Origin of the sequence: Burkholderia sp. 572 (assembly GCF_040545135.1) — a bacterium.
GTDB classification, from domain to species: Bacteria; Pseudomonadota; Gammaproteobacteria; order Burkholderiales; family Burkholderiaceae; genus Burkholderia; species Burkholderia cepacia.
Genome location: NZ_JBEPLH010000014.1, coordinates 189639 through 213456, shown reverse-complemented (window position 1 = coordinate 213456; position 23818 = coordinate 189639). Strand labels below are relative to the sequence as shown.

At 64.2% G+C, this 23818-nt stretch carries 19 protein-coding genes and 1 pseudogene; 7 read left to right on the top strand and 13 right to left on the bottom strand.

Features of this window, described 5'->3' with window-relative positions:
• The first annotated feature begins 228 nt into the window (after positions 1-228).
• The gene (locus tag ABIC51_RS26280) at positions 229-1167 is read left to right on the top strand and encodes a tyrosine-type recombinase/integrase (RefSeq protein ID WP_175862903.1); all 939 of its coding nucleotides are present in this window, start codon (positions 229-231) and stop codon (positions 1165-1167) included.
• Between the two features lie 37 nt (positions 1168-1204).
• On the opposite strand, the gene ABIC51_RS26275 is transcribed toward ABIC51_RS26280, so the two are convergent.
• The 5 genes and pseudogenes from ABIC51_RS26275 to ABIC51_RS26255 all read right to left on the bottom strand — a co-directional run bounded on the left by ABIC51_RS26275 (position 1205) and on the right by ABIC51_RS26255 (position 3982).
• Positions 1205-1684 (bottom strand): RES family NAD+ phosphorylase, encoded by a 480-nt coding sequence (locus tag ABIC51_RS26275; RefSeq protein WP_027792217.1) that lies wholly within the window; start codon positions 1682-1684, stop codon positions 1205-1207.
• A complete protein-coding gene (locus ABIC51_RS26270; protein ID WP_006480981.1) occupies positions 1681-2136 on the bottom strand; it encodes an Xre family toxin-antitoxin system antitoxin in 456 nt (151 codons plus the stop codon). Before ABIC51_RS26270 ends, ABIC51_RS26275 begins: the two co-directional genes overlap by 4 nt.
• A 370-nt stretch (positions 2137-2506) precedes the next feature.
• Positions 2507-2707: pseudogene (locus ABIC51_RS26265) on the bottom strand (DUF1289 domain-containing protein).
• A gap of 410 nt (positions 2708-3117) precedes the next feature.
• Entirely contained in the window at positions 3118-3249 is a 132-nt protein-coding gene (locus ABIC51_RS26260) for a hypothetical protein (RefSeq protein ID WP_264165611.1), read from the bottom strand.
• Positions 3250-3340: 91 nt separating this feature from the next.
• Positions 3341-3982 (bottom strand): HD domain-containing protein, encoded by a 642-nt coding sequence (locus ABIC51_RS26255; RefSeq protein WP_027792216.1) that lies wholly within the window; start codon positions 3980-3982, stop codon positions 3341-3343.
• Between the two features lie 214 nt (positions 3983-4196).
• On the opposite strand from ABIC51_RS26255, the gene ABIC51_RS26250 reads away from it, so the two are divergent.
• Positions 4197-5162 (top strand): GlxA family transcriptional regulator, encoded by a 966-nt coding sequence (locus tag ABIC51_RS26250; RefSeq protein WP_175855665.1) that lies wholly within the window; start codon positions 4197-4199, stop codon positions 5160-5162.
• Positions 5163-5484: 322 nt separating this feature from the next.
• The gene (locus ABIC51_RS26245) at positions 5485-5796 is read left to right on the top strand and encodes a DUF4148 domain-containing protein (protein ID WP_027792214.1); all 312 of its coding nucleotides are present in this window, start codon (positions 5485-5487) and stop codon (positions 5794-5796) included.
• Positions 5797-5803: 7 nt separating this feature from the next.
• Here ABIC51_RS26245 and ABIC51_RS26240 read toward each other — a convergent pair whose 3' ends face one another.
• On the bottom strand, positions 5804-6112 hold the full coding sequence (locus ABIC51_RS26240; protein ID WP_060173744.1) for a hypothetical protein: 309 nt from the start codon (positions 6110-6112) through the stop codon (positions 5804-5806).
• Here ABIC51_RS26240 and ABIC51_RS26235 point away from each other — a divergent pair.
• Entirely contained in the window at positions 6111-6824 is a 714-nt protein-coding gene (locus ABIC51_RS26235) for a dienelactone hydrolase family protein (RefSeq protein WP_059700023.1), read from the top strand. The two genes, ABIC51_RS26240 and ABIC51_RS26235, sit on opposite strands and share 2 nt — an antisense overlap.
• 133 nt (positions 6825-6957) lie before the next feature.
• Here the strand turns inward: ABIC51_RS26235 and ABIC51_RS26230 are convergent, their stop codons facing one another.
• The 4 genes from ABIC51_RS26230 to ABIC51_RS26215 form a co-directional block, all read right to left on the bottom strand.
• The gene (locus ABIC51_RS26230) at positions 6958-8490 is read right to left on the bottom strand and encodes an efflux transporter outer membrane subunit (protein WP_146255039.1); all 1533 of its coding nucleotides are present in this window, start codon (positions 8488-8490) and stop codon (positions 6958-6960) included.
• Between the two features lie 2 nt (positions 8491-8492).
• Positions 8493-11684, bottom strand: a complete 3192-nt coding sequence (locus tag ABIC51_RS26225) for an efflux RND transporter permease subunit (protein WP_175862899.1) — start codon at positions 11682-11684, stop codon at positions 8493-8495.
• A gap of 15 nt (positions 11685-11699) precedes the next feature.
• Positions 11700-12956: an efflux RND transporter periplasmic adaptor subunit gene (locus ABIC51_RS26220; RefSeq protein ID WP_175901381.1), complete on the bottom strand. Its 1257-nt coding sequence runs from the start codon at positions 12954-12956 to the stop codon at positions 11700-11702.
• 229 nt (positions 12957-13185) lie between these two features.
• On the bottom strand, positions 13186-14070 hold the full coding sequence (locus ABIC51_RS26215) for a LysR family transcriptional regulator (RefSeq protein ID WP_226129304.1): 885 nt from the start codon (positions 14068-14070) through the stop codon (positions 13186-13188).
• 595 nt (positions 14071-14665) lie between these two features.
• Between ABIC51_RS26215 and ABIC51_RS26210 the strand changes: the two genes are divergently transcribed.
• Positions 14666-15634: an AraC family transcriptional regulator gene (locus ABIC51_RS26210; protein ID WP_226129301.1), complete on the top strand. Its 969-nt coding sequence runs from the start codon at positions 14666-14668 to the stop codon at positions 15632-15634.
• 210 nt (positions 15635-15844) lie between these two features.
• On the opposite strand, the gene ABIC51_RS26205 is transcribed toward ABIC51_RS26210, so the two are convergent.
• Together ABIC51_RS26205 and ABIC51_RS26200 are read right to left on the bottom strand one after the other, a co-directional pair.
• On the bottom strand, positions 15845-16786 hold the full coding sequence (locus tag ABIC51_RS26205) for a LysR family transcriptional regulator (protein ID WP_027792207.1): 942 nt from the start codon (positions 16784-16786) through the stop codon (positions 15845-15847).
• A 298-nt stretch (positions 16787-17084) separates the two neighbouring features.
• On the bottom strand, positions 17085-18383 hold the full coding sequence (locus ABIC51_RS26200) for an adenylosuccinate synthase (RefSeq protein ID WP_059551834.1): 1299 nt from the start codon (positions 18381-18383) through the stop codon (positions 17085-17087).
• Positions 18384-18523: 140 nt separating this feature from the next.
• Here ABIC51_RS26200 and gcvA point away from each other — a divergent pair, with 140 nt between their 5' ends.
• Complete coding sequence (gcvA, locus tag ABIC51_RS26195) at positions 18524-19429, top strand: transcriptional regulator GcvA (protein WP_146254978.1); 906 nt, start codon at positions 18524-18526, stop codon at positions 19427-19429.
• A gap of 181 nt (positions 19430-19610) precedes the next feature.
• Here gcvA and ABIC51_RS26190 read toward each other — a convergent pair whose 3' ends face one another.
• A complete protein-coding gene (locus ABIC51_RS26190) occupies positions 19611-19922 on the bottom strand; it encodes a hypothetical protein (RefSeq protein WP_021163674.1) in 312 nt (103 codons plus the stop codon).
• A 2554-nt stretch (positions 19923-22476) separates the two neighbouring features.
• Here ABIC51_RS26190 and ABIC51_RS26185 point away from each other — a divergent pair.
• Positions 22477-23793, top strand: coding sequence for a replication initiation protein (locus ABIC51_RS26185; RefSeq protein WP_021163671.1), 1317 nt, complete (start codon positions 22477-22479; stop codon positions 23791-23793).
• The last annotated feature ends 25 nt before the right edge of the window (positions 23794-23818 follow it).

The window sequence follows — 23818 nt, the reverse complement described above, 5'->3', positions numbered from 1 at the left end:
CGGGCCTGGCTCATGTCGGTCAGCCACGGATGATCCGGATGCGGACCCCGACACGATGGAACTGGGTGCCGGACGCACTCCGTTTCTTCAACACGCTGCTGCTCGCTTGCCTGGCCCGGCACAACGACTGCATCGTCGACGCACGTCCCGCGCACTGACGCACCGGTTGCGTCGGACTGGCCATCTGACCGATTGCCGGAGCCTCCGCGTTCCGGCTATAAATCGTGCATGGACACGAATCGCTGGACCCACGACCCCGTCGGCGCCTTCCGGGCATGGCAGGAAACCGCCGCGACCGGTGCCGACCGCCGGCCGTTCGCGCCGCGTTCGGTCGTGCAGCACGTCGCGATGTTCGAACGGTTCCTGCGTCATCTGATCGCGCACCGCGTGTCGCTGGCCACGTTCGGGCCCGACCACGTCGCGGCCTTCCTGGCGGAACTCGAGCGCACCTGTGCGCCCGGCACGTCGACTCGCGTGCGCTACGCGAAGCTGATCGACCGGCTGGGCCGGCATCTGGTCGAGGCCGGCGTGCGCACGATTCATCCGGCCGGCCGGACGACGCGTGATCTCGCATGGCCGGACGGCGAGCCCGAGCCGTGCTACCTGCCGCCCGATGCCGACGCGGCGCTTCAGCACCACGTGCAACCTCGACCGGACGACACACCGGCCGATTGCCGGAATCGCGCGATCGTCGCGCTGCTGCTCGGGAGCGGCATCACTTCGGCGGAGATACGTGCGACGACGCACGACGCGCTCGATCTCGACGCGCGGCCGCCGGCACTATCCGTGCCGCGCGATCGGGCGCGGCCGGCGCGCCGGATCAGGCTCGCCGAATTTTCACTGGCGCCGCTCGCCGCATGGCGCGCGCGCTCGTCAGACGCGCCGGCATCCGCGTTGCTGTTTCCCGCGCCGCGCGGCGGTGGCGCGATGAACGACATGTTCCTGCTGCTCGTGGTGCGCGACGCGCTGAGCGCGATCGGCTTCCATGCGGCGGACATCAGCCCGCGCGTGCTGCGCAATACGGTTGCGCGCCGCCAGTTGCTTGCGGGCCATGCACATGCCGACGTCAGTACGATGCTCGGTCTCGTCAGTACGCGAACGGTCACGCGCCTCCGGCAGACGCTGCCACCCGATGCGGCAGCGGATCGCGCCGCACACGAGCGCTGATCCCGCGTCCGGCGCAGGCTCCGGGTCGTCCGGCTCCCTATTCACCCGGCTTCGACTGGACCAGCCGCAGAATCCGGGTGTCGTACGGTGATTGCATCACTTCGGCAATGCGGGCCTCGGAAGCAGCCGGATGCAGTGGATTCAGCAGGAAGTTGTGCGCGTGCGGCACGACGACGCTCGGCACGCGCAGCAGCGCGCTCGGCTGCGTGTGCAGCCACTCGGTACCGGCGCTGCGGGTCCAGTCGACGTTGGATCGCCAGTCGTCCGGCGCGTCGCCCTCCGCGATTTCGGCGATATCGACCGAATCGGCCACCTCGATGCGAAGCAACTGGTACCCGCTCGGCAATTGCGCGACCGTGGCGATCTCGAAATGAACGAGCGTCTCGAGCAGCGCGAGCGCCGGATGCTCGGCAAGATACACGACGGGCTGCCCGGCGAAATGCCAGCGCCCGCCGGCGCGCAACCCGCCGATGCCTTTCAGGTCGGCGAAATTGCTGATCCGCCACAGCGTCGTCAAGCGAAATACCCCTCGTCGATCTGCGTGAGGGCTTCCTCGACGAGCCGCGCGCCATGCTCGGTGCTCGCCATGTCGAGCGACGTGCGGCCGCCGAAGCGCTGGAGCCCGTTGCGCAACCACGCCATCGCCTTGTCCTGGTCGCCGAACGTGGCCGTCGCCTGCGCGACGATGCGCGCGAGACGGATCGCCTTGTCGGATTCCTCGGGCGACAGGCGTTCGTGCGCCTGGCGACGATGGCTCAGCGTGCGGCGCGGAATGATGAAGGCCAGTTCGTCCGATTTCAGCCCGCGCTCGGACAGCCGGTCGATCACCGAGACGTCGACGCGCGCGCTCGCCAGCTCGGCAAGATCGGCCCCCGATCGGACTCGGATCGCCAGCAGTTGTTCGAGAATCGTGAATTCGGCCTGACGCGGATGCGCGACGCCCGAAGGATGAAAAGCAATGGTGCTCATGACTTCTCCCGGCAATTTGCCCAATCATTATAGGCGTTTTGCCAGGAACTGGCGGAAGGTGGATGGAGAGTGTGGCTGTGGTGGAGATCAGGGTGTCCGCAAAGGCGGGGGCAAGCATGACCCACCTGCCTGGAGGCGCGTTACTGGGGGGCGAATCAAAGATTCGCCAGGGTGATGGAAGGCACTTGTTCAGTATATAAAGTCGGGGAAATATCACGTGGTTGTCACGTAACAACATCTTTACTGATTTCATCCGCTCCCAATCCGCCGCCCATTCTTCCTGACAAGGCCGAGAGGTTCGCCAAGGACACGGAAATTTCGTCAAGTGCGGCCCCCGGTCCCCGGCACTCGGAACGCCGTTCCTGGCAACTCACCGTTCGTCACGACGGAAACACATCGCAGCGCCTCGCGCCGGATGCGTTCCCATATCGCACGTTTCTCGTCGTCGGTCATGAACACCCAGTGCGAGACCTCATTGGCCATTCGGCCTCCCCTCGCAGACATAGTCGAACAGTGTCTAGCACACACCGACACCGGGGCTGTCGGATATGTAGTGAGGTGTGGGCGCCATCGAAACACTCGTATGGGTCGAAAATCCGGCAGCGCAACGAATCACGCCCCCATACACGGCTACCTTTCCGCTGGTGATGCAGCGATGTCGTGTCGCCGTACCGCCCGGCTTGCTTCGACGACACCCCAAGCCGCACCCATGTCGCCGTAATGTCCACGCCATATGTCGATCCGGCCTTCACACAGTTGCCGCCTTGTCGTGGAGGATGTTCTGCGACTCTCCCCGAAGATCCAACGCGTGGTGCTGTCCAACAAAGTCGGCCGCACCAAGTACACCGGTGAACGTCGGAAAACGCGCAACCGCCTGCCGATTGCCGTGAAGGTTTTCGCCCTTGTGTATCGGCTAATGCCATGCGCCACAGCACACGCCGTACGCACCGGCATCATTCGCACGCGTGCGCTGCTCCGGAATCACTTCGCGATCAGCCAGACGTCCTGCGACGGCGCGGGGCCGCGCGGGCCGACCGTCTGGATGTTGACGTTATCTTCGACCGGCGCGCCGTTCGCTCCGATCAGCTTTCGATCGTTCGACTGGTCCAACATGATCGCATTCCTGAATATATGCGAATCGCGATTCGTGTTCCGCGCACGATCTCCGTTCAGCAGCAGAGGTCGTACGCCATACCGCGAACAATCAGCCCGCCCACGCGGACGACCGGATCACGCTGCAGAAGTTGCCGGCGTGGAAATGCGGATCCTTGTCGCCGAGCACGTCGGCCTTAACGTTGCCGAATGTCGTGTCGGGCTTGTGCCTGATCCCGTCGTAGAACGCCTGGATGATGTCTTCCTTGAAGTGCGGCGTACGCGGATGCGCACGGACGACGGCCTCGCGTTCGACGTCGCTGTATTCCGGATATTTCAAGCCCAGCACATCCATCTCGACACCCGCGGTCACGAGCGCGATCACCGGATGCATGTGCTGCGGGATGCCCGGCGTGGTATGCAGTGCGATCGAAGTCCATACCACATCGATATCCTGCTGCGAGATGCCCTTGCCCTTCAGGAAATCGCGGGCGGCGTTGGCGCCGTCCACCTCGAACCGCTCGCACGCGCTGCTGTGTTTGTGCGTGAGCCCCATGTCATGGAACATGCAGCCGCAGTAGAGCAACTCGGGATCGTATTTCAGACCGCGCCGCTGGCCCGCGAGCGCAGCGAAATAGAAGACGCGGCTGGAATGATGGAACAGCAACGGCGACGCGGTATCGCGAACGAGTTCGGTGATCTCGCGCGTCAGTTGGCTATCGGGAATGGTGATGCCTGCAACGTTCTCAGTCATGATCGATCTCCATTGAAAACACCCTTGATTCTCCGGATCCCGATAGCTGTCTCCAATAGACGTATTACGTCAAATCCTGCCATTTTGCGCGACAGACGGACACGGTGCCCGCACGGCAAGAAGAACGTCGGAAACAGGCTCCGCCGCGCGCTCCGTGCATCGCCGGCCCCTCTATACTGCTACCCGTCACGTTCGAAACAACACGCAATCGATCATGCCGAAGGTCGTGGGAATCTTCGCCGTTCCGGGCGTTCAACTGCTCGATGTCTCCGCACCGCTCGACGTCTTCGCGCAAGCGAACGCCGAATGCGGGAAACCGTTCTATACGTTGCGGATCATTGCCGGCGAGTCCGGCCCGATCCGCAGTTCGTCCGGCGCGCAGCTGCTGCCCGACTGGATCGTTCCCGACATTCCCGAGCGCATCGACACGCTGCTGGTCGCCGGCGCGCCGAGTGCCGGCCGGATCGCACTGCGCACCGACGTGCTCGCGTGGCTGCGAGCGGCGGCCGTGCAGAGCAAGCGCTACGGCTCGATCTGCACCGGCGCGTTCATTCTCGCGGCCACCGGCCTGCTGAAAGGGCGTCACCTGACCACGCACTGGGCTGCCGCGGACGCGCTTGCCGAAGCCTATCCGTCGCTCGCCGTCGACGCGGATGCACTGTACGTGCGCGACGGCAAGCTGCGCACCGGCGCCGGCGTGACGGCCGGGCTTGATCTCGCGCTCGCGCTGGTCGAGGAAGATCTCGGCCGCGAGATCGCGCGGCGCGTCGCCGCGCAACTGGTCATGTTCTTCAAGCGACCGGGCGGGCAACTCCAGTTCAGCCGCAAGGGCGAGGCGCGCCCCGCCGGGCGTTCGGTACTGCAGGAGGTCCAGCGCTGGATCGCGGCCAATCCGGAACTCGAGCACTCGGTGGCGGAGATGGCGAAGCATGCGGGCATGAGCCCGCGCCACTTCGCTCGGCTGTTCCGCGCGGAAGTCGGCATGACGCCTGCCGCATGGGTCGAGACGACCCGGATTTCGGCAGCCCGCCACCTGCTCGAGAACGGCCACGACACGCCGAAACAGGTCGCCGCGAAATGCGGCTTCGCGAACGTCGATACGCTCAGGCGGTCTTTCACCCGGCACGTCGGCATCACACCTGCCGAATACCGGAAACGGCAGGCAGTCCTGGCCGAGTGACGCGGCGGTACGCAGGCGATACGACACGAACGATGATGTCGTCAGCCCCACTCGAACACTTCGGAATACGATTTATTCATCGTTGTCCGGCCACTTGCCGATCGACGACATCGCTCCATTGACGGCCTCGCCCCTGGTCCAGATCAAGCGCCGGACAAGCCCGCAATCGTCAGACGAAATACTCGCCCGTTCAGATCGTTTACCCAGTTGCAATAATTATTCGCTGGAACGCGTATTTCCGACCGGTAACGCGATCGCTACGATGCAATCAACCGCTGAACGCAACAAGCGAAGCGCGAAATCAATGAAACCGGAGGTCGTCATGAAGTCGTTCATCTACGCTGTCGTCGCCGCAACCGCCCTGTCCGCCTCGTACGGCGCATTCGCACAGTCTAATCCGTCGGGCCAACTGACGCGCGCCCAGGTGCGCGCGGAACTCGTCCAGCTCGAACAGGCCGGCTACAAGCCCGAAGTCTCCGATCAGTATTACCCGCGCGCGCTGCAGACCGCACAGGCCCGCGTGACGAACGCCGATGAAGCCGGCTACGGCGCGCAAGCCGCCGCTGGTGTGCGTGCCGGCCGCGCGATCGCGGTCAAGCAGGACGGCCGCGACTCCGTGTATTTCGGCCAGTAAGCGCCCGTCACGCGCCGGCGTATTCCGACACGCGCGGCACACCGCACAACACCCCGCTCCCGTTCAAACGGGGCGGGGTGTTGCTTTTCGGCCATCCGTTCCGGGAACGAATCGCCCCCTCATCGCACGCGGTCTTGCGAACGCCGTGCCGTTCACGCAGGCAGCCTGTGTTTGCGCATAGAATGGCCGCGTGGTCGGCGCCGGCCGAAACGAACGCGAGCGGAAACCACGACGCCCGGCTTGCCCGATCGTCGCCGCGCCGCAGGCCGGCCCCGATGCCGCACTCATCGCATTTTTCGAAAAGGAGCGGTTTCATGTCTCAAACATCCGGTTCCATGATCACGTTTCGACGCCCGGACGGCCAGGAACTGCAGGGCTATCTCGCCACGCCGGCAAAAACCGAAGGCGCGCCCGCGGTCGTCGTCATCCAGGAATGGTGGGGGCTGAACGACCAGATCCGCGGCGTCGCGGATCGCCTCGCGCGCTGCGGCTACTTCGCGCTCGTGCCCGACCTGTACCGCGGCAAGTCGACGGTCGAGGAAGAAGAAGCGCACCACCTGATGACCGGGCTCGATTTCGGCGACGCGGCCTCGCAGGACATTCCGGGCGCCGTGACCTATCTGAAGACGCTTGCGTCGCGTGTCGCCGTAACGGGTTACTGCATGGGCGGCGCACTCACGCTGCTGTCGCTGCAGTTCGCCGATGCGGACGCGGGCGTCACGTGGTACGGTTTCCCGCCGCTCGACTACCTCGATCCGGCGAAGCTCAAGGTGCCGCTGATGGGCCACTGGGGCACGCAGGATGCGTTCTTCGCGATCGACCAGGTCGATGCGCTCGAGAAGAAGCTGACCGACGCGAAGGTCGGTTTCGAATTCCATCGCTATCTCGCGCATCATGCGTTCGCGAACGAAACGGCCGTCGGCCCCGGCCGTATCGCCGGCACGCAGTTCGATCCGGTGTGGTCGCAAATGGCATGGGATCGCACGCTGACGTTCTTCGGCCGCACGCTTTGGACAAAGCAGGCGTAGCGCAACATCGCTTCGGATGTGAGCAGCCGAGCAATAAGGAAACGCCACGGACTTTCGTCCGTGGCGTTTTTGTTTTTGCATCTCGCCGGTTCGGCAGGCAGAAGCAGTTGCCCGCTCCTGCCCCGCCTTTCACTTACCCGTTCGTCGCCGCCGACGACGCAAGCGCCGGAGCGGCCGCCTTGTCGTAGTCGACCGGCGCATCCGGCGCGCGCGGCGTCTCGCCGGCCCGCTGGATCCAGCCGCCGCCCAATGCGCGGTACAGCGTGACCAGGTTCGTCCAGCGCGCCAGACGTGCGTTGATCAGCGTCTGCTGTGCCGAGTACAGATCCGTCTGCGCGGTCAGCACCGACAGGTAGCTGTCGACACCGTTCTTGTAACGCAGATCCGACAGGTCGAAACGTCGCTGCTGCGCGTGCTCGTTGCGCTCGAGCGCCGCGATCTGCTGGTCGTACGTGCCGCGTGCGGCAAGACCGTCCGCCACTTCGCGGAATGCCGACTGGATCGCCTTCTCGTAGTTCGCGATCTCGATGCGTTTCTGCACGTTCGCGAGGTTCAGGTTCGCGATGTTCTGCCCGCCTTCGAAGATCGGCATCGTGATCTGCGGCGCGAACGACCACGCCGCTGTGCCGGCCTTGAACAGGCCGCCCAGCGTCGGGCTGCCGGTACCGAACGCGCCCGTCAGCGAGATGCGCGGGAAGAATGCCGCGCGTGCTGCGCCGATGTTCGCATTCGCGGCCAGCAGCGTCTGCTCGGCCTGCATCACGTCCGGACGACGCGTCAGCAGATCCGACGGCAACCCGGCCGGCACGTCCGTCAGCAGGTTCTGCGCGTCGAGCGGCATGCCTGCCGGCAGGTCGTCCGGAAGCGGCTCGCCGATCAGTTGCACCAGCATGTTCAGTGCCTGCGCACGCGCACGCGCCTGCGCCTGCTGGTTCGACAGCGCCTGCTCGACCACTGTCTGCGCCTGACGCAGCTCGAGCTCGGAGCCCGTGCCGTTGTCGAACCGCAGCTTGGTCAGGTCGTATTGCGCCTGAGCGGACTTCAGCGTGTTCTCCGTGACCTTCAGCAAATCGTCGGTCGACAGCAGCGTCAGGTACTGGTCCGCCACCTGCGACACCAGCGAGATCTCCGACGCCTGCCGTGCGTACGACGTCGACAGGTACTGCGCGAGTGCCTGGTCCTTCAGGCTCTGCACGCGGCCGAACAGGTCGAGTTCCCACGACGCGGACAGCCCGACGTTGTAGTTGCGCGAGATCAGCGGCGCATTGGTCGTCGACAAGCCCTGCGGAATGCGCTGGATGCTGCCCGTCCCCGTACCGTCAAGCGTCGGGAATAGCTCCGCGCGCGTGATCTGGTACTGCGCGCGCGCCGCCTCGATGTTCAGCACCGACACGCGCAGGTCGCGGTTGTTTTTCAGCGCGATCTCGATCAGCCGCTGCAGGCGCGGATCGACGAAGAATTCGCGCCAGCCGATGGCGGTCGCCGCCTGGCCGTTCGCGCTGCGCGCGCCGGCCGCACCCGGCTGCGTCGCATAGACGCCGCCGGCCGGGTACGCCTGTGCGACGGGCGCGTCGGGCCGCTTGTAATGCGGCGCCATCGTGCAGCCCGCAGCGAACAACGCGGCAGCCATTGCGACCGCACTTGCAGTCAAAGCATGTTTTTGCATCGTTACTGCCCCTTCGAATCGTGTGCGTCGCCGTGACCGCGCTGCAGGTCGCCCTGCACGAGACGCCAGGCATCGTCGACGTTTTCCGTCTCGCCGCTGAAGATCGCGCGAACCCGCACGAAGAACATCGGGATCATGAAAATCGCGAGGAACGTCGCCGTGATCATCCCGCCGATCACGCCCGTGCCGATCGCATGCTGGCTCGCCGAGCCCGCGCCGTTGCTGATCGCAAGGGGCAGCACGCCGAGCATGAATGCGAGCGACGTCATCAGGATCGGACGCAGCCGCAGGCGCGCCGCCTCGATCGCCGCGCGCACCGGCCCCATGTTCTCGTTCGCCTGCAACTCGCGTGCGAACTCCACGATCAGGATCGCGTTCTTCGCGGACAGGCCCACGGTCGTCAGCAGGCCGACCTGGAAGAACACGTCGTTCTCGAGGCCGCGCAGCATCGTCGCGAGCAGCGCGCCGACCACGCCGAGCGGCACCACCATGATCACCGAGAACGGGATCGACCAGCTTTCATACAGTGCCGCGAGACACAGGAACACGACGAGGATCGAGATCGCGTACAGGATCGGCGCCTGCGAGCCGGACTGGATTTCCTGGAACGACAGGCCCGTCCACGAGTAGCCGATACCTTCCGGCAGCTTGCTCGCGAGCGCTTCCATCGCGGCCATCGCCTGGCCGGTCGACTTGCCCTCCGCAGCCTGCCCCTGGATCTCGATCGACGATACGCCGTTGTAGCGTTCGAGCTTCGGCGACCCATAGCTCCAGTGGCCGGTCGAGAACGCGCTGAACGGCACCATGCCACCGGTGCTGTTGCGCACGTACCAGATGTTCATGTCTTCCGGGGTCATCCGGAACGGCGCGTCCGCCTGCACGTACACCTTCTTGATCCGGCCATCCGTATCCAGGAAGTTGTTCACGTACTGCGACGCCCACGCGATCGAGAACGTCTGGTCGATCGCCGCAGCCGTCACGCCGAGCGCGTTCGCCTTCTCGCGGTCGATGTCGACCGTGTACTGCGGCGTATCGTTCAGGCCGTTCGGGCGCACGAGCGCCAGCGTGGGATCCTTCGCGGCCATTCCGAGCAACTGGCCGCGCGCGGCCATCAGCGCCTCGTGGCCGAGACCGGCGTTGTCCGTCAGCTCGAAGTCGAAGCCGGCAGCCGTACCGAGTTCGGGAATCGACGGCGGGTTGAACGGGATCACCATCGCGTCCTTGTACTGCGAGTAGTGCGCGAAGGTCCGGCCGATCAGCGCCTGCACCTTCTGGTCGGAGCGCTGGCGATGCTCGTACGGTTTCAGCTTCACGAACACGAGGCCCGCGTTCTGGCCGCGGCCCGCGAAGCTGAAGCCGTTGACCGTGAACACCGAGTCGACCACATCCTTCTCGGTCGTGGTCAGGTACGTGTTGATGTTGTCGAGCGTCTTGCCGGTCGTTTCCTGCGTGGAACCGGACGGCGTCTGCACGATCATGAACATGTAGCCCTGGTCTTCATCCGGCAGGAACGACTTCGGCAGGCGCACGAACATCACGCCGACCGCGATGAACACGGCCAGGTAGATCACGAGCCAGCGCCCCGAGCGCCGGATCACGTGGTTCACGCCGCCCGTATAACGATCTCGGCTGCGGTCGAAGGTACGGTTGAACCAGCCGAAGAAGCCCTTCTTCTCTTCGTGATGCTCTTGCGGGACCGGCTTGAGGATCGTCGCGCACAGTGCCGGCGTCAGGATCAACGCGACGAGCACCGACAGCACCATCGCCGACACGATCGTCAGCGAGAACTGGCGATAAATTGCGCCGACCGAACCGCCCGAGAACGCCACCGGCACGAACACCGCCGACAGCACCAGCGCCACGCCGACGAGTGCGCCGGTGATCTGGCCCATCGCCTTGCGGGTCGCCTCCTTCGGCGACAGGCCCTCCTCCGCCATCACGCGCTCGACGTTCTCCACCACCACGATCGCATCGTCGACCAGCAGGCCGATCGCCAGCACGAGGCCGAACATCGACAGCGTGTTGATCGAGAAGCCGGCGAGGCCCATGATCGCGAAAGTGCCGAGCAGCACGACCGGCACCGCGATCGTCGGGATGATCGTTGCCCGCAGGTTCTGCAGGAACAGGTACATCACGAGGAACACGAGCACGATGCCTTCGAGCAGCGTCTTGACCACTTCCTCGATCGACAGGCGCACGAACGGCGTCGTGTCGTACGGATAGTGGACGACGAGGCCGTGCGGGAAGTACTTCGACAGCTCCTGGACCTTGGCCCGCAGCGCCGTCGCGGTCGCGAGCGCATTCGCGCCCGTCGCGAGCTGAATGCCGAGGCCGGCCGTCGGCTGCCCCATGTACTTCGTGTCGAACGTGTAGTTCTCCGAGCCGAGCGCCGCGCGGCCGACGTCCTTCAGGCGGACCTGCGAACCATCCTGGTTGACCTTCAGCAGGATGTTGCCGAACTGCTCGGGCGTGCGCAGCAGCGTCGATTCGGTGATCGTCGCCTGCAGCATCGTGCCCGGCTTCGCCGGCGTGCCGCCGATCTGGCCGCCCGCGATCTGCACGTTCTGCTGCGTGATCGCTGCCGACACGTCGGTCGGCGTGAGGCTGTAGTTGGTCAGCTTGACGGGATCGAGCCAGATGCGCATCGAGAACTGCGAACCGAGCAGCAGCGTCTGACCGACGCCGTTCACGCGGCTGAGCGGATCGAGCACGTGCGACGCCACATAGTTCGTCAGGTCCTCCTTCGACATGCTGCCGTCCTCGGAGTTGAACGCGAACCACATCAGCCAGTTGCTGCTCGACTTCGTGACCTGCATGCCGAGTTGCTGCACGACCTGCGGCAGGTTCGGTGTCGCGAGCGACAGCTTGTTCTGCACCTGCACCTGCGCGACGTCCGGATTCGTGCCCGGCGAGAAGGTCAGCGTGATCGTCGCGTTGCCCGAGTCGTCACTGGTCGACGACATGTACAGGAAGTTGTCGAGACCGCTCATCTGCTGTTCGATCACCTGCGTCACCGTGTCTTCCACCGTCTTCGCGGAAGCGCCCGGATAGTTCGCCTGGATCTGGATCGTCGGCGGTGCGATCGTCGGATACTGCGCGATCGGCATCTTGAAGATCGATGCGACGCCGGCCAGCATCAGCACGATCGCGATCACCCACGCGAAGATCGGGCGATCGATAAAAAACTTGGCCATGAAACGGACTCCTTGTTATTGCGCGGACGACGCAGCGGTCGAACTCGCGGCAGCATTGGCGACGGTGCTTGCCGGCGCGGCGCCGGACGCATTCGCGGCGCTTGCCGGTGTGCCGGACGCGGCGTCCGGCGCCGGTGCGAGCTGCGCCGCGACGGTCTTCACGGTCGCACCCGGGCGCACCTTGTCGGCGCCCTGCACGATCACGTGATCACCCGCTTGCAGACCACCTTCGACCACCCAGTTCGGGCCCTGCATGCCCGTCGTCTTCAGCGGACGCGGCTCGACCTTGTTGCTGGCGTTCACCACCATCGCGATCGCCTGACCCTTCTGGTCATGCGTGACGCCGATCTGCGGCACCAGGAACGCGTTCTCGTTCACGCCTTCCTCGATCCGTGCACGCACGAACATGCCCGGCAGCAGCACCTTGCCCGGGTTCGGGAAGACCGCGCGGATCGTCACCGAGCCGGTGGTCTGGTCGACCGTCACGTCCGAGAACTGCAGCTTGCCCGGCTCCGAATAGGTCTTGCCGTCTTCCAGGATCAGCGACACCTTCGCCGCGCCCGGGCCGGACGTCTTCAGGCGCCCGCTCTGTACGTCCTGGCGCAGCTTCAGCCCTTCGAGGCTCGACTGCGTGAGGTCCACATACACCGGATCGAGCTGCTGCACCGTCGACATCAGCGTCGCCTGGCTCGCCTGCACGTACGCGCCCGGCGTCACCTGCGAGATGCCGACGCGGCCGGTGATCGGCGACACGACATCGGTATAGCCGAGGTTGATCTGCGCGGTATCGACCGCCGCCTTGCCGGCCGCGACGTCAGCCGCGGCCTGGCCTTGCGTGGCCACCGCGTTGTCGTAGTCCTGCTTGCTGACCGCGTTCGCGGCCACCAGCACCTTGTAGCGTGCGACCAGCGCGTTCTGCGTGACGAGGTTCGCCTGCGCCTTCGCGAGCGTTGCCTTTGCACTGTTCAGCGCCGCGATGTAAGGCGCCGGGTCGATCTTGTAGAGGCGCTGACCGGCCTTGACGTCGGTGCCTTCGGTGAATTCACGGCGCAGCACGATGCCGTCGACCCGCGCGCGAACCTGCGCGACGAGGAACGCGCTGGTGCGGCCCGGCAGGTCGGTGAAGACCGGTACGGCTTGCGGCTGGACGGTGACGACGCCGACTTCCGGCGTTTGCGGCGGCAGTGCCGATTCTTTTTTCCCGCACGCGGCCAGGAAAACGGCAGCCGTTGCGGCAGTGATTAAGCGGTATGGAACCCGTTCGACGCGCATGGAGCAACCTCTCGCAAATAGACGACCTTCAATTGGAATCACCAGATCTCCTCGTAACCTGCACGCGCGGCCGGAATGCTGTCGCTTCCTGTTTGCCGCGGATGCGGTTGCGTATGTCGGGCGTTCGTTGCGCCCTGCGGAGCGTTCGTTCGTCGAACTGCTTCCGTGGAAAAAGCGTCATGAGCCCGGCACTGGCGGGCAGGCGTTGCCGCGGCGACCAACCGGGCCGCTAACTCGCGGGCCGGAACGCGGTGCCGGCGAATTCGATGAATGCCCGTGCAGCGGCCGGCAGATGCGCGGTACGCGCATGCGCGAGCTTCAGCGTGACGGGCGCAAGCGAGTGAACCGGTGCAACGCGCACCAGCGCACCGTCCGCCAGATCGGCGTCGACGAGATACGCGGGCAGCACCGCGGCGCCCATGCCGGCCACGGCCAGCCGCCGTGCCATCTCGAGATGGCCGACGCCCTGACTGCCGCCGGGCGTCGCGTCGGGCCGGAACGCAGCCGCATCGTCGCCACCGGCGGCCGGCAGATCGAGCCGCACGGCCGCAAGATCGGGCCAGTCGCCCGACGCAGCCGCGCCGCCGTGTGCGGCGACATAACCCGGTGCCGCGACGCGCACGGATTCGTAAGAGGCCAGCGTGTGCAACGCGTGCGCACCTGTCACCGGCATGCCGTCGGTCAGGAACGCAACGTCGATGTCTTCGGACGTCAGATCGACATGGGCGTCGGTCAACGTCACGGTCGGCCGCACGGCCGGGAACCGGCTCACGAAACGATCGAGCAACGCGCTCAACTGGCTGAGCCCGAACGCGACCGGCGCGGCAATGCGCAGCGCGCCTTCCGGCTTGCTGCCCATCGCGACGAAACGACCGTCGATCTCGTCGATCGCCCCGAGAATCCGTTCGACGCGCGTGAGATACAACTCGCCGATTTCCGTCAGCGACTGGTGGCAGGTGCTGCGTTGAAGCAGGCGTGCACCAAGGCGCGTCTCGAGCGCATCGACCAGCCGGCTCGCCATCGCCGTCGACACGCGCAGCCGCGTCGCCGCCCGGCGAAAACCGCCTTCCCTTGCCACCGTCACGAATGCCCGAATCGATTGAAGTTGGTCCATTTGTCCGGATTCCCCTGCGCGGTCGGCCGCCTGGACGCGCACACCCGCTGCCACGTCCCGACCGACATGGGACGGCCCGGCCAATGCGGCGGCACCGACGCCGGCCACGCCGGATCGGTCGGTGCGCTCGCGCCGGACGCGCACCGGCATGCAACGGACGCAAGCCGGCCTCGGCTGGCCCGATGCACGAATATTCGAATAGCAGTCCTGAGTCTCTTGCAGCGATTCACAGCGGCAACGCCGGCGGCATCCGTCGGCCTGGCGACGCTCATACCTGCATCACCCGAGCGCACTGGAACACGTTTCTTTCAGCAGGTGCAATGGTATGAAAACCGCCGGAAATTGGCTTGCCTGATCCTGCGATTGTTTTGCCTTAATTTCCGAATTTGTGCGCTGCACACTGCGCAACGACGGGCAATGCGGCCGCCGGCCGTGCAGATCCGGATGATTGGGCTGATTTCCGACAGATTTAGGCAATCACGTGCGCGCGACTCGCCGTACGATGTGACCGCCACGCCAGCCACCTGCCGAGACACCGACGGGGAATCGCAGTCGCGCACCTTGCACCGCCCCCTCGGTCATCCGCTCACGCAATATGGAAATCGACGCCCGAACGACGCCGCTACAGCGCACCACACCCGATCACGACCCTCAGTCGCCCACAGCCCGGCTCGCTGCGCTGATCGCCGCCTATGCACCGCACGACGGCACGTTCGAGCTCCCGGTGCGTGGCTTGCGCATCGCACGCGTGTCCGCGTCGCCGCCACACTGGAACCATGGCGTGCACCACGCGTGCCTGAGCATCGTCGGACAAGGCGCGAAATCGACACGGGTCGGCGACGCCGCCTACGTGATCGACGAATCGCGGATGCTGGTTACGACTGCCGACCTGCCCGTCACCGGCCGCGTGACGCGCGCGAGCCTGGCCGAGCCGTTCCTTTACGCACAACTGGAACTCGACCCGGCCCGCATCGCGGCGCTCACACCACGCGTGTTTCCGCGCGGGCTGCCGAAGGCCGTCGACTGCGGCGCACTCGACACGCACGATGCGCCGCCCGAAATCGTCGACGCCGTCGTGCGGCTGATGCAACTGATCGCACAAACCGACGACATCGACCTGCTCGCGCCGCTGATCGTCGACGAAATCCTCATCCGGCTGCTGCGCGGCCCGTCGGGTGCGCGCGTCGCGCAGGTCGGCCAGGGCGACTCGACGACGCAGCGCATCTCGCGCGCGGTCGCCTGGATCCGCGACCACTACCTCGATCCGATGACGGTCGAATCGCTCGCGCGACAGGTGGACATGAGCCCGTCGACGTTCCATCACCACTTCCGCGCGATCACGTCGATGAGCCCGTTGCAATGTCAGAAGATGCTGCGGCTGCAGGAGGCACGCCGCCTGATGTGCCTGTCGGCAATGGATGCGCAGCAGGCGTGCCGCAGTGTCGGCTATGTGAGCGCGTCGCAGTTCAGCCGCGAATACGCACGCCTCTTCGGCGATGCGCCGGGCCGCGATGTCGTAAAGCTGCGCGACCAGGCGGTTCCGCTATCCCGCGTCGCACCGTAGGCCACGCACGTCACGTGCGCGGCACCCATGCACCGAACCAACGATGTTCGATATCGAAAGCAAGCACTTTCACAAAGGCCGGCCGGTTGCCCGCGCATCCTTGGTCGAGCCGGTCGTGCAGATGAATTCGATACCCGGCTCAAATACAGGACTGCATATTATTGGTTCGATTGACGCGCAGCGTCATCCTCACACGCCGACGGCGCGACTTCAGGACGTGCAGGAAGCGTTCAGCGCAGCCTCGTCGGTGGACAGCATTTCGGGTACGCATTCACGCAGAAAATCGACGAACGTGCGGATTTTCGCATCGAGATACTGGCGCGATGCGTACAGCGTGTAGACGGTCAGCTTCTGCAAGCGGTAGTCGGGCAGCACGCGCACCAGCGCGCCGCTCGCCAGCGCGGGCAGTGCCGACGACATCGGCAACGAACCGATGCCGAGGCCGGCGCGCAATGCGGCGCCGAGCGCATCGGCGATGTTCACCTGGAAATCTGGCAACGGCAGGTCGAACGTCTCGGGGCCGTCGGGGCCGTCGAGATGCCAGCGATCGCGCGGAAATACGGGCGTGACGATCTGCAGGCACGCGTGGCCGTCGAGCTCGCGCACCGTACGCGGCGTACCGCGCTCCTTCAGATACGCGGGCGACGCGCACAGCACGCTGTGCACCTCGCCGAGCCGCTGCGACACGAGCCCCGAATCGGGAAGCTCCGTCGCACTCAACTGCAGCGACACGTCGTAGCCTTCGTCGATGATGTCGGGCACGTGCTGCGACAGCGTGAGCTCGACCGCGACCGACGGATAACGCTGCCGGTAACGCACGACGGCGGGCACCACGTAGGCCTGGCCGAAGCTCGTCGTCGCATGAACGTGCAGCCGCCCGGACGGCTTCGCCTGTGCATCGGCCGCCTCGGCTTCCGCTTCGTCGATATAGCCGAGGATGCGCTGGCAGCGGTCGAGATAACGCTGCCCGGCATCGGTCAGTGCGATGCGGCGCGTGCTGCGGTTGAGCAGGCGCGTGCGCAGATGCGTCTCGAGCTGCGCGACCGACCGCGATGCATAGGCCGTCGTGATGTCCAGGCGCTGGGCCGCGCTCGTGAAGCTGCCCTCCTCCGCAACCCGGACGAAAATGCGCATCATCTGTAACGTGTCCATCGACCTGTCCCCGGGATTGAGATCACGTCGCGCCACCGTGCGCCCATGGTGCCGGCGGTTCCGGCGCGGGCCGGTCTGGCGCGAATTGTGCGGAACAGTACAGCAGCGGTGCAGACGTGTCCAGTTCGCCGTACGCGGCATGATCCGGATGCCGAATCGTGTCGCCGAGCCGCCATGCACGCGTCGTCCGGTTCGTGTGCATGACGTCCGGACGCGCCGGCAAGCTAACCGCGCCGAATCGGCAAAAACTACCCGGCGACCACGGTGTCGCCGCACGATTCACGTCATGTATGACGGATCAGGCCGTGGCGGCCGCATCGAACGGATTGCGCAACACGATCGTGTCGTCGCGCTCCGCGCCGGTCGTGATCATCGATACCGGTGCGCCCGCGACCGCTTCGACGCGCGCGATGAAATCCTGCGCAGCGCGCGGCAACGCCGCGCGTTCGCGTACCCCTTTCACAGTGCCGCGCCAGCCGTCGAACCGCTCGTACACGGGTTTCGCACGCGACTGCGCATCGAGGCTTGCAGGCAGATGATCGACCCGCACGCCATCGAGTTCGTAGCCGACGCACAGCTCGATCGACTCGAAACCGTCGAGCACGTCGAGCTTGGTGAGCGCCAGCGAATCGATGCCCGAAATCCTGACCGCCTGACGCAACTGCGCGGCATCGAGCCATCCGCAGCGGCGCGGCCGGCCGGTATTCACGCCGAACTCCTGCCCGCGCGCGCGCAGCGTTTCGCCAGTCGCGTCGGACAGCTCGGTGAGGAACGGGCCGCCGCCGACCCGTGTCGCATACGCCTTGGTGACGCCCAGCACGTGGCCGAGCTTCGACGCGCCGAGCCCCGTGCCGGCCGCCGCCGCCGATGCAACGGTTCCGGACGACGTCACGAACGGATACGTGCCCCAGTCGATATCCAGCATCACGGCTTGAGACCCCTCGAACAGGATGCGCTCGCCACGGTCGGTCGCGTCGTTGAGATCGGCCCAGACGGGGCGGACGAACGGCAGGATTCGCGGCGCGAGGTCGGCGAGCGTTGCCAGCATCGCATCGCGCGAATGCTCGTCGAGCCCCAGGCCGCGGAACCACGCGTTGTGATGGTCGACGAGCACATCCAGTTTGGCGGCAAGCCGGCCCGGTTCCGCGAGATCGCCGACGCGCAGCCCGCGACGCCCGACCTTGTCCTCGTAGGCCGGCCCGATCCCGCGCAGCGTGGTGCCGATGGGCTCGCGGCGCAGACGCTCCTGAGCCTGGTCGATCGCGCGGTGGATCGGCAGCACCAGCGTCGCGTTCTCGGCGATCGACAGGTTGTCCGGCGTCACCGACAGCCCGAGTTCGGCCATCCGCGCGATTTCCGCGAGCAAGGCTTCCGGATCGAGCGCCACGCCGTTGCCGATCACGCCGCGCTTGCCGCGCACGATGCCGCTCGGCAGGAGCGCAAGCTTGTATGTCTTGCCGCCGACGACCAGCGTATGACCCGCGTTGTGGCCGCCGTTGTAGCGCGCGACGAGATCGGCCTGTGCCGCCAGCCAGTCCACGACGCGTCCCTTACCTTCGTCGCCCCATTGGGCGCCCACGACCACCACGTTCGGCATGCTCCGCACTCCATGTGAGAAATTCAGACAATCGTTCGGCCGAGCCGGCCGTTTGTGTGCCATATTGGCGAAGCTTGAGCACCCGATCAAACGATTAAACCTGAACCATCGTGTGAGTAAATATCACGCGAAACGATGCAATGGCCCGACGCCTCCCTCCGTTGAATTCGCTGCGCGCGTTCGAAGCCGCCGCGCGCCACGGCAGCTTCACGCTGGCCGCCGACGAACTGTGCGTGACCCACGGCGCGATCAGCCGGCACGTTCAGCAACTGGAGGCGTGGCTCGGACGGCCGCTGTTCGAACGCCATAACCGGCGGGTCGAGCTGACCGACGCGGGCCGCGCGTATCTCGCCGAGGTTGGTGCGTCGTTCGACCGAATAGCGCTGGCCACCACGCAGCATTTCGGCCATGCGCAGCAGCGCGTGCTGCGCGTCAGTGCACCTGCTACGTTTTCGTTGCGCTGGCTGGTGCCGAAGCTGTCGTCGTTTCAGGTCGCCCATCCAGCCATCGAGGTACGGCTGTCGACGTCGAACGAGCCGATCGACAAGCTGCGCGACAAGGTCGACCTGATTGTGCGCGGCGGCCCGCAGGCCATCGACGGCTACGTTGCCGAGGAATTCCTGTCGGAAGTCCGGCTACCGGTATGTGCACCGAAGCTGCTGGAAGGGCGACCATTGCATACGCCCGCCGATCTTGCCGGCTTCACGCTGCTGCACGCGGCTACTTATCCCGGCATGTGGCCTGAATGGCTCGCGGCAGCCGGACATCCGAATCTCGTGCCGCGCCACTCGCTCACGCTCGAGCATTTCTACCTGACGCTCCAGGGCGCGCTCGACGGGCTCGGCGTCGCGATGGGACCGATCGCGCTCGTCGCGGACGACATCGCCGAAGGTCGGCTCGTGCAGCCGTTCGGCGAACCGGCGCTGCCGCCGTGGCGTTACTTCACGTACGTCGCCTCCGCACGTGCGAACGACGACGCCGTACGAGCGTTCAAGGACTGGCTGAGGGTGACGGGAAATGCGGCTGCGCCGGGCGGGCGGAACTGACCGCGTCGGTGTGCGAATGGCACGCGCCGTGAAATGCAGGAATACGAATCAAATAACGCGAGCGACTGGATTGCGTATTGTCTATCGTCGATAGCGGGTTTGCTGCGTTCGATGTGCGCCGTGGAACGACGACGCATGCGGCAAGCCGCGGATCGATCCGTGGCTTGCCGCCGGACGACGCTTACTGGCTTGCGCCGATGCCGGCTTTTTTCTCCGCGTTCTGCAGGTTCTGCGGATAGTTCGGATCATTGGCCGCCGGCTTGTAACCGGCATCTTCGAGTTTCTTCAGCTCGGCGTTGTTCTTCGCACGCGCAGCCTTGTGTTCTGCCTTGCGTTGGGCCCTGGCCGCCTTGCGTGCCTGGCTCTTCGCTGCCTTGGCGTCCTGTGCAGCGGACGCGCTGGCGTCGGTCTGCGCAAACGCGGGAACTGCCGAGCCGAACAGGAACGCGGCTGCGGTAGCAGCCAACGTGAGTTTTCTGATCTGGATTCGCATCGCTGAACTCTCTTTTCTGGTTTATCACGGATTGAAAGACCATCGAGATACCGCCCCTGCCCCGGTCGGTTGTCGTGCCGCATCCGGGACCTGTGCATCATAACCGCGTCGTGAAAAATATGGCGTCAACGTGCAACGGAGTTCGGGGATACACGTATGGGAGAAAACGTGGACGGCACTCGACCGGGACGGTCACTGACAGGACGGGAATTGTGGATCGCCCCATTGCGGAAGCCGGACACCCGCGAAGTACCTGCGCCCCGAAGACGCGGACGAGTGATGTATGGAGGTGTGATGCGAAATACCCATGACTGTTTCATAGGCGGGGTTGCCGGCACGCTCACCCTGGACGTGATCGTCATTCGGCCAATCACGATCACCGCGGTCGCAGCAGTCGAACTGTGTGTCACGTTGCCGGCCGACGTGGCTCAAGCGACGGTTCCTCCCATAAATGACCACGATTCGGTGTTACGGAGATCAAGGCAAGCACGATTGCATCGTACACAGCGTGTGCAGTTCGATCAGGCAACCCATCGCTGAACTGTGATCCCAGGGGCTGCCTTAGTGGGCAAATACGGTCGCCGTGTGGTCCGTATGACGAAAGGCGTGGACGTTGCCAACGGTGATGACATCGGCCGGGACCGCTTCACGATTGACTGCGCTGACGGCATAGCGCGGATGTGACCACGGTCGTCGGGCGAACGTGGTCCGTGGAAATGATGTCGCCATGACGTGTGATCCGGCCGATTCAGCGCAGGAACGCATCGGACGGCGTGCCCGAAACACAGATTTTTTATTCCGCGACCTTGGCCGCAGCGCATCGTGGCGAGCATTGCCGCCCGCACAGCATGCCGATACCTGCGGCCTCGTCAGGCCGGTGGACTTTTACGAGATCCAAAAGTGTCGGAAGGTGAGAATGTTCGGGATCATCGCTCGAATTCGACTTTGGTGAGCTTCGTGATCCCTCCATCTTCACGTTGGCCCGCGACGCATACTGGATCGACCCAGAACCCGGCGACACGTGCAAATGATGCCGCCCCCTACTTGATCTCAGGGAAGCCGTTCCAGGGTCTCTCGTTGTGGGCGAAAGGCACAGCATTGATTTTCGGTTGATGGAGCGAAAGGTAGAAAGTTGGACGCCCCCGGCCGCGGCGAAGCGAGTCGCGTCGATTTCCTCTGTGCACAGCCGACAGGCTAGGTTTGGCCAGAAGAGCAAGCCGACGATCGGAGAACTTTCTTCACAGACAAGGAGGCCTGAGTGCAAAAATTCCTTCGCCGGCCGTAGCGGATGATTTCAAACTGCTGTGAACGAAACCGAAGAGATCTATGTTTCCGGTCGCCGATCGACTTTGCCGGTCGATAACGTTCATTCGCGAGGCTGCGGGGCCGGTTTTTCGATCCCATAAACGGGAACCTGTACCTGGAAACGGGCAGTTTCCCCCCGTTTTTCTCCCATAAGTTTCTACGTTTCAGCCGATGTGAGTATGTACTCACCTCTTCTGGAAGCCTTGTTGGGCCTGGAACCTTTGCGGAAAGAGGAGCCAGGCCACTGTTTCCCAGGCCTGAATCGAAGCTTTGAGGTGCCTGCAACACCATAGACGGCTACTCAATGGTAGCGGTTTATGGGGTTCGTCTTTCTGTGGACGCGCACGTGTGTTTACATCTTTTGTTAACGACGTTTACTTCTTTAACTACTTTTAGACGGCTCACAGCCTTATCCCACAAGGGTTTGACAGGTGTTCGGTACCCATTTATGGGAGCACAGGTGTAAGGGTCTGGGGTTTCAGGTCTGTGGATTTGGGGTTTGGGGTACCGGGTTGTGGGGAGTCAGGGTTGTGGATATGGGGCAAGCGTACCCGGTTATGGGAAATCGGCCACCGAACACGTTGGGTAGTCGTCTATGGGAACGCATGTAGGTAGCCTTTTATGGGGCATTTTTTTGATCCCTAGACGCCTGAATGCACAGTGATTTTTCTTGGGTAGCCGGTTATGGGGCGCTTCAAAGGTACCCGGTTATGGGTACCATCCGGGGCTGCCCGACTGCCTTTTTCCAGGTTTTCCAGTGGTTGGTTCCCATGGACAGGATCGATGGCACGGACAGGTAACCTTTTATGGGGAAAACAGAGGGTTGCCGTTTATGGGAGCGGTATGTGGCATCCATGCAATCAAGACCGGTTGAAAGGTACCCTCCTGTGGGAATCGATGAAGGTAGCAAGTTATGGGAGGAAAACGAGACTGTGCTGCACGGCACCATGAATGTGCCCAACGATCTCGGTTCTGCACATCTGTTTCCCATGGATGGTTACCTTGGCGAGGGCAAATCCCGTGCCGGGTTTCCGTGACCGGGTATGAAAGGTAGCAGCTTGTGGGAAGCATTTCGATCGAAAGGTAGATGGATATGGGGCCCCGCAAAGATCGTCTGATCGAAGATTTTCCTTTCGTATCTGAAGGTTAGCCGAGATAGTGCAAGTAAAGCAGGAACAAGGGCGTTGCCCCTCGCCGCGAAAAGGTATAAAGTCCGCTCTCAACAAGGTGACCTTATCCGGACATTACGATGCCGCGCAAGCCCGCAAGCAAAGGCTCAGACAAACAGGTTTCGCTGTTTCAGACACCCGAGCCTCCCGACTTGCTGCGCAAGGCGGTCCAGGCGATTCATATCGCGCCCAAGTCCGGGAAGATCGGGCTGCAGCAGCGCAAGATGTTCAGCTCGCTGATCAAGAACGCGCTTCGGCAGGAGGCGTTCGAGCCGGGCCGGACGAGCTTCTCGATCTCGATCGCGTCGCTCTCGCACGAGAGCGGGTTGAACAGCAACAACACGAAATACGTGAAGGACACGGTCAACTCGCTGATCAGTACAGTCGTCAACTGGGACTATCTGGCCGCGGATCGATCGACCGTCTGGAAAGCGTCAGGCCTCCTCGCTGGCGCGGAGCTCGAGCAATCGGTGCTGAAGTACAGCTTCTCCGACCAGATTCGCAGCGAGTTGCTCAACCCCGAGATCTACGCATTGATCGATATGCGGATCGCTCGCGAGTTCCGGCGGTCGCACTCGCTCGCGTTGTGGGAAAACACGGTGCGCTACGAAGGAATCGGCATCACCGCGAAGATCCCGCTGCCGAAATTTCGTGACCTCATTCTCGGCCAGGACAAGGCGTCGCAGTCGTACAAGGAATACAAGCTGTTCAAGAGCAAGGTCCTGGTGCCGTGCATTCAGGAGGTGAACGAAGTTTCGGATCACACGCTCGAGCTGATCGAACACAAGTCCGGCCGGAGCGTGGAAGCCGTCCAGTTCAAGGTGACGCGCAAGCAGAGCGCCGATACGGTGGAGGACGGCGACGTCAAGAACGAAGCGCTGGTCGAGGAGGTCGCCAAGTTCGGCATTCCACGTTCGGAAGCGCGCCGGCTGATCACGCAATACGGCGTGCAGCGCATCAAGGCTGCAATTGCCTACACGCTCAATCGGACTACGAAGAAGAATGCGGCGCCGGTCGACAACGTGGCCGCGTACTTCCGCAAGGCGTTGACGCACGGCTATACGCTGGCCGACGGGCAGGGAACGGAGGCGGCCGCACCGGCGAAGGAATCCGCGCAGAGCAAGCAGGAACAGATTCGCGACAAATATCTGGCGGCGAAGGTCGAGGAAGCAGGCGCGTATTTCCGCGAACTGGAGATCGACGACCAGACCAAGCTGATCGAGCGTTACAACGAGACGGTGGCAGGCTCGAAGGATTTGACGCTGTCGCCGAAGAAGAAGGCGAGCAAACTCGCGCAGACCAGTTTCTTCCGATGGCTCGCGCTGGATACGTGGGGCGAACCGACCTCGGACGACTTGCTGGAATTCTTGCTGAAAAGCAGTCTCGCAGGCAACTGAACGAGGCCTCGCAGCCGGGTGCGCG

What these genes read in the sequence shown, in the direction of transcription:
- ABIC51_RS26255 (WP_027792216.1), bottom strand. Translation starts at nt 3,982, where the DNA reads ATGACTGAGAACGTTGCAGGCATCACCATTCCCGATAGCCAACTGACG.
- ABIC51_RS26250 (WP_175855665.1), top strand. Translation starts at nt 4,197, where the DNA reads ATGCCGAAGGTCGTGGGAATCTTCGCCGTTCCGGGCGTTCAACTGCTC.
- ABIC51_RS26270 (WP_006480981.1), bottom strand. Translation starts at nt 2,136, where the DNA reads ATGAGCACCATTGCTTTTCATCCTTCGGGCGTCGCGCATCCGCGTCAG.
- ABIC51_RS26225 (WP_175862899.1), bottom strand. Translation starts at nt 11,684, where the DNA reads ATGGCCAAGTTTTTTATCGATCGCCCGATCTTCGCGTGGGTGATCGCG.
- gcvA (WP_146254978.1), top strand. Translation starts at nt 18,524, where the DNA reads ATGGCCCGACGCCTCCCTCCGTTGAATTCGCTGCGCGCGTTCGAAGCC.
- ABIC51_RS26245 (WP_027792214.1), top strand. Translation starts at nt 5,485, where the DNA reads ATGAAGTCGTTCATCTACGCTGTCGTCGCCGCAACCGCCCTGTCCGCC.
- ABIC51_RS26185 (WP_021163671.1), top strand. Translation starts at nt 22,477, where the DNA reads ATGCCGCGCAAGCCCGCAAGCAAAGGCTCAGACAAACAGGTTTCGCTG.
- ABIC51_RS26240 (WP_060173744.1), bottom strand. Translation starts at nt 6,112, where the DNA reads ATGAAACCGCTCCTTTTCGAAAAATGCGATGAGTGCGGCATCGGGGCC.
- ABIC51_RS26280 (WP_175862903.1), top strand. Translation starts at nt 229, where the DNA reads ATGGACACGAATCGCTGGACCCACGACCCCGTCGGCGCCTTCCGGGCA.
- ABIC51_RS26235 (WP_059700023.1), top strand. Translation starts at nt 6,111, where the DNA reads ATGTCTCAAACATCCGGTTCCATGATCACGTTTCGACGCCCGGACGGC.
- ABIC51_RS26220 (WP_175901381.1), bottom strand. Translation starts at nt 12,956, where the DNA reads ATGCGCGTCGAACGGGTTCCATACCGCTTAATCACTGCCGCAACGGCT.
- ABIC51_RS26190 (WP_021163674.1), bottom strand. Translation starts at nt 19,922, where the DNA reads ATGCGAATCCAGATCAGAAAACTCACGTTGGCTGCTACCGCAGCCGCG.
- ABIC51_RS26200 (WP_059551834.1), bottom strand. Translation starts at nt 18,383, where the DNA reads ATGCCGAACGTGGTGGTCGTGGGCGCCCAATGGGGCGACGAAGGTAAG.
- ABIC51_RS26205 (WP_027792207.1), bottom strand. Translation starts at nt 16,786, where the DNA reads ATGGACACGTTACAGATGATGCGCATTTTCGTCCGGGTTGCGGAGGAG.
- ABIC51_RS26210 (WP_226129301.1), top strand. Translation starts at nt 14,666, where the DNA reads ATGGAAATCGACGCCCGAACGACGCCGCTACAGCGCACCACACCCGAT.
- ABIC51_RS26260 (WP_264165611.1), bottom strand. Translation starts at nt 3,249, where the DNA reads ATGTTGGACCAGTCGAACGATCGAAAGCTGATCGGAGCGAACGGCGCG.
- ABIC51_RS26230 (WP_146255039.1), bottom strand. Translation starts at nt 8,490, where the DNA reads ATGCAAAAACATGCTTTGACTGCAAGTGCGGTCGCAATGGCTGCCGCG.
- ABIC51_RS26215 (WP_226129304.1), bottom strand. Translation starts at nt 14,070, where the DNA reads ATGGACCAACTTCAATCGATTCGGGCATTCGTGACGGTGGCAAGGGAA.